This window comes from Catenulispora rubra, assembly GCF_015356825.1.
GTDB classification, from domain to species: Bacteria; Actinomycetota; Actinomycetes; order Streptomycetales; family Catenulisporaceae; genus Catenulispora; species Catenulispora rubra.
Window position 1 is genome coordinate 19,312 of the sequence record NZ_JAACYW010000144.1, and the last position, 8,839, is coordinate 28,150.

General features: G+C 68.9%; 6 protein-coding genes and 1 pseudogene. 2 read left to right on the plus strand and 5 right to left on the minus strand.

From position 1 onward, the window contains the following. Positions 1-101 precede the first annotated feature (101 nt). The 5 genes from GWK61_RS31825 to GWK61_RS31845 all read right to left on the minus strand — a co-directional run bounded on the left by GWK61_RS31825 (position 102) and on the right by GWK61_RS31845 (position 5,972). Complete coding sequence (locus GWK61_RS31825; RefSeq protein WP_194915392.1) at positions 102-908, minus strand: ABC transporter permease; 807 nt, start codon at positions 906-908, stop codon at positions 102-104. Beyond that, on the minus strand, positions 908-1,867 hold the full coding sequence (locus tag GWK61_RS31830; protein WP_194915393.1) for an ABC transporter permease: 960 nt from the start codon (positions 1,865-1,867) through the stop codon (positions 908-910). The genes GWK61_RS31825 and GWK61_RS31830 overlap by 1 nt, the downstream gene beginning before the upstream one ends. Further along, positions 1,864-3,027, minus strand: a complete 1,164-nt coding sequence (locus GWK61_RS31835; protein ID WP_194915394.1) for an ABC transporter ATP-binding protein — start codon at positions 3,025-3,027, stop codon at positions 1,864-1,866. The genes GWK61_RS31830 and GWK61_RS31835 overlap by 4 nt, the downstream gene beginning before the upstream one ends. Before the next feature lie 65 nt (positions 3,028-3,092). Next, entirely contained in the window at positions 3,093-4,397 is a 1,305-nt protein-coding gene (locus GWK61_RS31840) for a polyamine ABC transporter substrate-binding protein (RefSeq protein WP_194915395.1), read from the minus strand. A gap of 99 nt (positions 4,398-4,496) precedes the next feature. Next, a complete protein-coding gene (locus tag GWK61_RS31845) occupies positions 4,497-5,972 on the minus strand; it encodes a gamma-aminobutyraldehyde dehydrogenase (RefSeq protein WP_194915396.1) in 1,476 nt (491 codons plus the stop codon). Positions 5,973-6,455: 483 nt separating this feature from the next. Between GWK61_RS31845 and GWK61_RS31850 the strand changes: the two genes are divergently transcribed. After that, positions 6,456-8,105 carry a PucR family transcriptional regulator gene (locus GWK61_RS31850; RefSeq protein ID WP_194915398.1) on the plus strand — a complete coding sequence of 550 codons (1,650 nt, stop codon included), beginning with the start codon at positions 6,456-6,458 and terminating at the stop codon, positions 8,103-8,105. Further along, positions 8,102-8,722, plus strand: a pseudogene (locus GWK61_RS31855) (class I SAM-dependent DNA methyltransferase); the annotation flags it as partial. The gene GWK61_RS31850 and the pseudogene GWK61_RS31855, both read left to right, overlap by 4 nt. Positions 8,723-8,839 lie beyond the last annotated feature (117 nt).

Here is an 8,839-nt window from a genome sequence, read left to right on the forward strand (position 1 = left end):
CACCCTCTCGGAAAGCGAAGGGGGCGCCGGTACGACGCCCCCTAAGGTTGAATTGTACTGATTTGAGCTGTCGAAGGCCCCTCAGGTCCGCCGCGGACCCCTCAGCGGGCCTTCGACGTCTTCAGCCACTTCGGCACCTCGGCGACCGCGATGCCCGCCAGCGTGACGATCAGCATCAGCGAGCCGATCACGTTGACCTGCGGCGGGATGCCCTTCTGCACCGCGTTCCAGATCCAGTACGGGAACGTCACCGAGCTGCCCGCGGTCATCTCCGTGATGATGAAGTCGTCGAAGCTCAGCGCGAACGACAGCAGCGCCGCCGCCCCGATCCCGGGCGCCACCAGCGGGAAGGTCACCCGCCAGAAGGTCTGCCAGGGCGTGGCGTACAGGTCCTGCGCCGCCTTCTCCAGCATCGGGTCCATGCCGTTGAGCCGGGACTTCACCGTGATCACCACGTAGCTGACGCAGAACATGATGTGCGCGATGAGGATCGACTTGAAGCCCAGGAAGTCCACGCCGAACGTGTTCAGGAACAACGCCAGCAGCGTGGTGCCCATGACGATCTCGGGGGCCGCCATCGGCAGGAACAGCATGCTGTTGACGAACCCGCGGCCCTTGAAGCTGTGCCGCACGATCGCGAAGGCGATCATCGTGCCCAGGATCGTGGCGACCAGCGTGGCCAGCAGCGCGATCTCCAGCGAGAGCATCAGCGGGTCGTGCAGGATGCCGTCGTCGAGCGGGTTCTTCCACGCGTCGAGCGAGAACTTCTCCCACTTCACGTTGTACTTGCCCGACGGCTTGTTGAACGACATCCACACGACGACGAAGTTCGGCACCAGCAGGAAGAAGAAGATCAGGAACGCGACGATGGCGATGACGTGCTTGCGGAACCAATTGATGACAGCCATCAGACGATCTCCTCCGTCCCGGCCCGCTTGATGTAGGCGAGGGTGATCACCAGCGTGCCGACCATCAGCACCACCGAAAGCGCCGCACCGTACGGGATGTTGCCGCCGGTGCCGATCATCTGCTGCTCGATCACCGTGCCGATGACCTTCGTCTTCGGCCCGCCGAGCATCACCGCGTTGGTGTAGTCGCCGACCGCCGGGATGAAGGTCAGCAGCGTGCCGCCGACGATGCCGGGCAGCGCCAGCGGGAACGTGACCTTGCGGAAGGTGGCCCAGGCCGAGGCGTACAGGTCCTGGCCGGCCTCGTGCAGCCGCGGGTCGATCTTCTCCATCGCGGTGTAGATCGGCAGCACCGTGAACGGCAGGAAGTTGTAGACCATGCCGCAGACCACCGAGAACGGCGTCTGCAGCACGCTGTTGTCCGAGTACGTCCAGCCCATCCCGCTCAACAGCGGCGTGATGTGCAGCGTGTTCATCGTGTGCACGACCCAGCCGTCGTCGGCCAGGATCGTCTTCCACGCCAGCGTGCGGATCAGGTAGCTGGTGAAGAACGGCGCGACGACCAGCGCCATCAGCAGGTTCTTCCAGCGCCCGGCCTTGAACGCGATGAAGTACGCCAGCGGCAGCGCCAGGATCAGGCAGAACACGGTGCACATCACCGAGTACTCCAGCGACCGGACGATCTGCTGGTGCCACTGGCTCCACACGTCGCCGAAGTTGGCCCAGCGCCAGCTGAGCACGAACCCGGTGTCCATGTCGCCGGTCTCGACCGAGGTCGAGACGATCGACCACATCGGCACGATGAAGAACACCACCAGCCAGGCGATGCCCGGGGCCAGCAGCAGGTAGGGCAGGGTCGCCCGGCGCCGCCGCACGCGCTTGTCGGCGCGCAGCTCGGCCACGGTGGTCCCGGCGGCCAGCGCCTCGGCCGCCTCGTCGGCCAGTGAGGGCGCGCTCACGAGGCGGCCTCCAGGTCCGCCTCCGCGCCGGCGTCGATGTCCTGCTTGCCGTCCAGGCCGAAGCCCTGCGACGGGTCCCACGACACGACGACGTCCGAACCCGGGCGGAAGATCTGCGCGCCGTCGTTCTGCACGAACACGCCGAGCTCGTCGCAGACCGCGGCCTTGACGACGTACTGCGTGGACACCCCGACGAAGCTGGTGTCGGTGACCACGCCGCCGGTGATCACGTTGCGCCCCTCCGGCACCTCGTCGACGGAGGCGTGGATCGACATCTTCTCCGGACGCGCTCCGACGATGACGTCGTCGCCGGAGGCGTGGTTGCGCGCGGCGGGAATCAGAACCCTGGTGCCGTCCTCCAACGTCACCTGTACGTGCTCGCCGACGGTCCCGGAAGCCTTGCCCGGCAACAGGTTCGACTGCCCGAGGAAGTTCGCGACGAACGTCGTCTTCGGGTTCTCGTACAGGTCGGTCGGCGACCCGAGCTGCTCGATCCGGCCCAGGTTCATCACCGCGATGGTGTCGGCCATGGTCATGGCCTCCTCCTGGTCGTGCGTGACGTGCACGAACGTCAGGCCCACCTCGGTCTGGATCCGCTTGAGCTCGATCTGCATCTGCCGGCGCAGCTTCAGGTCCAGCGCGCCCAGCGGCTCGTCCAGCAGCAGCACCTGCGGCCGGTTGATCAGCGCCCGGCCGAGCGCGACGCGCTGCTGCTGGCCGCCGGAGAGCTGGTTGGGCTTGCGCGCGCCGATGTTCGAGAGCTCGATCAGGTCCAGCATGTCCTGGACCGGCTTCTTGACGTCCTTGACGCCGCGCCGCTTGAGGCCGAAGGCGATGTTGTCCTGGATGGTCAGGTGCGGGAACAGCGCGTAGTTCTGGAAGACGGTGTTCACCGGTCGCTTGTAGGGGCGCAGCCGGGTGATGTCGTGGTCCCCGATCAGGACCCGGCCGTTCGTCGGCTCCTCCAGACCGGAGACCATGCGCAGCGTCGTGGTCTTGCCGCAGCCGGACGCGCCGAGCAGCGCGAAGAACGAGCCCTGCGGGATCGTCAGCGTCAGATCCTTCACGGCGGCGAAGTCGCCGAAGCGCTTGGTGACGTTCACCAGCCTCAGGTCGCCGGCGACGCCACCCGCGGCCGAGGTCTCAGTGTTCTTACTCATCTACCGCTGCCTGCCTGTCTTGCCTTCGGGGAGGGGATCGGAAAGGGGAAGGGAGGGGATCGGCATCAGCCGGTGACGTCCTTGAACTGCGAGACGTACTTGTCCAGCGTCTTCAGGTCCAGGTTCTGGAACTCGTGCGCCTTGGCCTTGGTGGCCGCGTCCGGGAAGATCAGCTGGTTCTGCAGCGCGTTCTTGTCGATCGCCTGCATCGCGGTGTCCGCGCCCTGCATCGAGGGGATGTAGCTGATGAAGTCGTCCAACCCGGCGCCGACCTTCGGCTCCAGCATGTAGTTCATGAACTTCTCGGCGTTGGTCTTGTGGGAGGCCAGGGCCGGGACGCACATGTTGTCGGCGAACCAGAGCATGCCCTCGGAGGGCACCACCCAGACGATGTTCGGGTCGCCGATCTGCGCGATGTCGCCGGAGTACGCCATGCACATGGCGTAGTTCCCGTTGGTCAGGTCGTTGATGTAGTCGTTGCCGGTGAACTGCCGGATCTGGTTGTTGTCCCGGGCCTTCTGGATGTAGGCCACGGCCGCGCTGAACTGGTCGTCGGTGAACTTCGACGGGTCGGCCCCGGTGGCCAGCAGGCCGAAGCCGACGCCGTCCTCCATCTCGGCGAAGTAGCCGACCTTCCCCTTGTACTTGGCGTCGGTCAACATGTCCTTGATGGACAGCTGCTGCGCCTGGGCCGCGGTCAGGCCGGCGGACTTCAGGTTGACGCCCACCAGGGTGAAGCCCAGCGCCCACGGCACGGTGTGCTTGCGGTTCGGGTCGTACGCCGGGTTGGCCGCCTCGGGCAGCAGGTCCTTGGAGTTCGGGATGTTCGCCAGGTTCAGCGGCTCCAGGTAGCCCATCTGCCGGAGCTTGCCGATCATCCAGTCCGAGAGCACCATCAGGTCCCGGCCGGTGTCCTGGCCGGCGGCCAGCTGCTGGTGGATCTTGGCGAAGAAGTCGTCGTTGGAGTTGACGTCCTCGGTGTAGTTGACCGTGATCCCGGTCTCGGTCTTGAAGGTGTCCAGCGTCGGCCGCTTGTTCTTGTCTTTCGGGTCGACGTCGATGTAGGACACCCAGTTGGAGAAGTTGACGATCTTCTCGGTGTCCGACTTGTCGGTGCCGGCCTTGCCCTCCAACGGGGCGGCCGAGGACGACGAGCCCGAGCCGGCACCGGAACCGGAGCCCGGGGCCGCGGCCGAGCCGCTCTTGGTCTTCGTCGCGCACGCGCCGAGCAGGCCGGCCGCGCCCAGACCGGCGCCGGCGGCCAGGAAGCCGCGGCGCGAGGCGCCCCCGCCGAGCTGGCGCTTGAAGGCTTCAGGGAAACGGTCGGCGGAGTCGAGGAACTCCTCGCGGGACCGGGATATGTCGTTCATGCGATGGTCCGTCCTATCACCTGTGGGGCTGAACAGCGGGGCGGTTGGTGCGGGTGGCAGTGTGGCGGCGGTGCGGTGGCCTGCGCGGTGGCAGGTATCTCAAAGCGCGAAGATAGTCCGGTGCCAGGGCTTGCGGGCCACTCCGGTGAGGTCGTGCATGGTGTGCTTGACCTGCGTGTACTCCTCGAAGGAGTAGGACGACATGTCCTTGCCGAACCCGGAGGACTTGTAGCCCCCGTGCGGCATCTCGCTGATGATCGGGATGTGGTCGTTGACCCAGACGCAGCCCGCGGCGAGCTCGCGCACGGCCCGCAGCGCGCGGTGGTGGTCGCGGGTCCAGGCCGAGGCGGCCAGGCCGTAGGGGGTGTCGTTGGCCAACGCGAAGGCCTCGTCGTCGGTGTCGAACGGCAGCGCCGTGAGCACCGGCCCGAAGACCTCGTCGCGGACGATCTCCGAGTCCTGCGCGACCCCGGTGACCAGCGTCGGCCGGTAGTACGCGCCGGCCGCCAGGGGCCCGCCGGGCGCCTCGCCGCCGACCACGATCTTCGCCCCGTAGCCGCGGGCGCGGTCCACGAAGCCGGCCACGCTGTCCCGCTGCCGGTAGGACACCAGCGGGCCGAGGTCGGTCGCGGGGTCGAAGGGGTCGCCGAGCTTGACCTCGGCGTACAGGTCCGCGACGCCGGCCACGAACTCGTCGAAGCGGCTGCGGTGCACGTACGCGCGGGTCGCCGCGGTGCAGTCCTGGCCGGTGTTGATCAGCGAGCCGGCGACCGCACCGTGGATCGCGGCCTCCAGGTCCGCGTCGTCGAACACGACGAAGGGCGCCTTGCCGCCGAGCTCCAGGTGCACGCGCTTGACCGTGCGGGAGGCGATCTCCATGACCCGCTTGCCGACCGGCGTGGAGCCGGTGAACGACACCATCCGCACCCCCGGGTGCGCCATCAGCGCCTCGCCGGCCACCGGACCGGTGCCGACGACCACGTTGACCACGCCGTCCGGGATCCCGGCGTCGGTGCAGGCCTGCGCGAACAGCAGCGCGGTCAGCGGCGTGATCTCGGCCGGCTTCAGGACGATGGTGTTGCCCGCGGCGATCGCCGGCAGGATCTTCCACGCGGCCATCTGCAGCGGGTAGTTCCACGGCGCGATCGAGGCCACCACGCCGATCGGCTCGCGCCGGATCGCGCTGGTGTGGTCGGCGGAGTACTCGGCCGAGGCCTTGCCCTCCAGGTGACGCGCGGCGCCGGCGAAGAACGCGGTGTTGTCCACGGTGCCGGGGACGTCGAAGCCGGTGGACAGCCGGATCGGCTTGCCGGTCTGGCGCGACTCGGTCTCGGCGAACTCCTGGGCGCGCTCGTCGAGCAGCTGCGCGAGCCGGTGCAGGGCGGCGGAGCGCTCGGCGGGCGTGGCCCTGCTCCATTCGGGGTACGCCCGCTCGGCCGCGTCCACGGCCAGGCCGGCGTCGTGCTCGTCACCGAGTACGACCTCGGCGACGGTGGAGCCGTCCGCCGGATTCGTGACCTGATGCACGACTCCTGACGATCCGGTCCTCAGTCCCCCGCCGATGTACTGGTGCACAACGTTCTCCCTTGACGGCTTGCAAACCCCGACACGCTCACCGGGTACACCGACGCACTCGCCGGTCACTTCCTGTTGGCGGCGCGGTCATGCGCGTTCGAGTGAGGATCGTTACAGACATCCGGCGGAGAAACAAGGGATTCCGTCGAAGAAAATGATTCTCGCAACGAAATCGCGACCTGGCCTTGGCCTGCGGAAACCGATCCCGCGTCGCATCGATGTGACATCGATACGACGCAATCCCTTGCGCCGCCCCGGACGCACCTGGCAGGGTGCCTCGGCAGTGCGATCGTTCTGAACACAGTGCAAAGAACAACGGGTTAAGTACCCCGCACCCCCGCGGCACCCCGGGCGTCCCGAAGACACCACCCGCACCATGAGCCCCGCACGTCCCCAGGAGCCACCGTGAGCAGCGCAGACCGCCCCGAGCCGACCGCCGACACCCCGACCCCGGCCTACGGCGGGACGCTCCCGACCCCCTCGATGTACTCCACGCAGTACCCGACCGTCGGCGACGTCCTGCAGCTCGGCCCGGTCAAGCAGGGCGGTCCCCGGGTGGTGGCCGGCGCGGGCGGGCTGGACCGGGTGGTGCGCTGGGTGCACGTCACCGAGCTGGTGGACGTCGGCACCATCCTGCGCGGCGGCGAGCTGGTGCTGTCCACCGGCATCGCCTGGCCCGAGGACCGCGACCGGCTCGCCGACTTCGTCGCCGACCTGGCCAAGCTCGGCGCCGCCGGCCTGGTGCTGGAGCTGGGGCGCCGCTACACCGACAGCAGCCTGCCCAAGGCGCTGCTGGCCGCCGCCGAGAAGCACGACCTGCCGGTGATCACGCTGGCCCTGGACACACGTTTCGTCACCATTACCGAAGCCGTGCACGGCCTGATCATCGACGCGCAGCTGGCCGAGCTGCGCGCCTCGGACGAGGTGCACCAGACCTTCACCGAACTCGCCGTCGAGGGCGCCTCGCCGGACGAGGTGGTCCAGCAGATCGGCCGGATGTCCGGCTGCCCGGTCGTGCTGGAGAACCTGGCGCACCAGGTCCTCACCTACTCCCAGGCCGGCGCCGACCCCTCGGTCCTGCTCGACGGCTGGGAGGGCCGCTCCCGCTCGGTGCGCACGGCCACCGGCCGCACCGTCTACGACGAGCGCTCCGGCTGGCTGACCACGGTGGTCGGCGCGCGCGGCCACGACTGGGGCCGCCTGGTCCTGATCTGCAACGACCCGGTCCCGGTGCCGCGCCTGTCCATGCTCCTGGAGCGCGCCGCCGCGACCCTGGCCCTGAACCGGCTGGTCGAGCGGGACCGGGACTCGCTGGAGCGGCAGACGCACCGGACGCTGCTGACCGCGATCCTGTCCCACGGCCAGCCGGCCTCCGAGGTGGCGCTCCGGGCCCGGGCGCTCGGCGTGACCCTCGACGGCCGCCGGCTGGTCGGCGTGGTCATGCGGCTGCGCACCGCCGCGCATCCCACGGCGCTGGAGACCCAGGCCCGGCTGCGCGAGCTCACCGACCAGGCCGCGGCGGCGATCCGGGACCGCCGGCTGTCGGCGTTGATCGGCACGCTGGACGAACACAGCGTCGGCCTGCTGCTGGCGCTGGGCCCGCAGGACCGCGAGGACGCCGCCCTGGACGGCTTCGCCGAGCGCGTCCGGCGCCTGGTCGAGCGCCCGACGTCACCTTCTTCCGCCGACGGCTACGTCATCGCGGTCGGCACCTCGGTCGGCGCGGTGCGCGACGCGCGGCGCTCGCTGCTGGAGGCGGTACAGGTCGCGGACGCGGCCGTCCGGCAGCCGGCCGGCCAGGCGCCGTACCACCGGCTGGTCGACGTCCGGCTGCGCGGGCTGCTGCACCTGCTGCGCGACGACGCGCGCCTGCAGACCTTCGTCGAGCGCGAACTCGGCCCGCTGCTGGCCTACGACGCCGAACGCGGCACGGATCTGGTCAAGATGCTGAGCGTCTACGTGGACTCCGGCCGCAACAAGTCGGCGGCGGCCGACGCGGCGCACCTGTCGCGGCCGTCGTTCTACGAGCGGCTGCACCGGATCGAGCGGATCCTGTCGGTCGATCTGGACTCGGTGGAGTCGTGTCTGGCGTTGCACGTGGCGCTGCTGGCGTTGGAGGCTATAAGGCCATGAGCGCCCAACAGCCCTATGACGAAGTCGCCGAGCTCTACGCCGACAAGTTCAGCGACAGTTTGTCGAGCTATCCGCTGGAACGCGGTCTGCTCGCCTCGTTCGCCGAGCTGGCGAAGGCGGTCGAGGGTCCGGTTGGTAGTCCGGTCGCGGACCTGGGCTGCGGACCCGGGTACGTCACCGCGCACCTGGGCTCGCTGGGGCTGGACGCGTTCGGCGTCGATGTCTCCTCCGGCATGATCGAGCAGGCCGAGGCCCGGCATCCGGAGCTGCGGTTCGAGATCGGGTCGATGGCCGCGCTGGACATCGCCGACGGCTCGCTGAGCGGTCTGGTGTCCCGGTACTCGATCATCCACACGGTGCCCGAGGACGTCCCCGCGATCCTCGCCGAGTTCCGCAGGGTCCTGGCTCCCGGCGGCCACGCGCTGATCAGCTTCCCGGGCACCGACGACGCCTCGCCGCCGACGGTCCCCTACGACCACACGGTCCACACCGCCTACCGCTGGTGGCCCGACCATTTCAGTGCCCTGCTGCACGAGGCGGGCCTGGAGGAGGTCGGCCGGTTGATCGAGCGTGCGGCGCCGGACGCGCCGCGGCCTTTCCCGATGGTCAATTTGGTGCCCGTGGCGTTGGTCGCCCAGGCCGGGACGATGATCCATCAGGCCGACCACCGGGGATCCGTGGTCGAGTACTCGGACAGCAAGAGCTATGGCGACGTCCTTGAAGAGGCCTTCGGC

Excerpts from the sequence above, each read along its gene's own strand:
- GWK61_RS31825 (WP_194915392.1), bottom strand. The coding sequence starts at position 908 with ATGGCTGTCATCAATTGGTTCCGCAAGCACGTCATCGCCATCGTCGCG.
- GWK61_RS31835 (WP_194915394.1), bottom strand. The coding sequence starts at position 3,027 with ATGAGTAAGAACACTGAGACCTCGGCCGCGGGTGGCGTCGCCGGCGAC.
- GWK61_RS31840 (WP_194915395.1), bottom strand. The coding sequence starts at position 4,397 with ATGAACGACATATCCCGGTCCCGCGAGGAGTTCCTCGACTCCGCCGAC.
- GWK61_RS31850 (WP_194915398.1), top strand. The coding sequence starts at position 6,456 with ATGTACTCCACGCAGTACCCGACCGTCGGCGACGTCCTGCAGCTCGGC.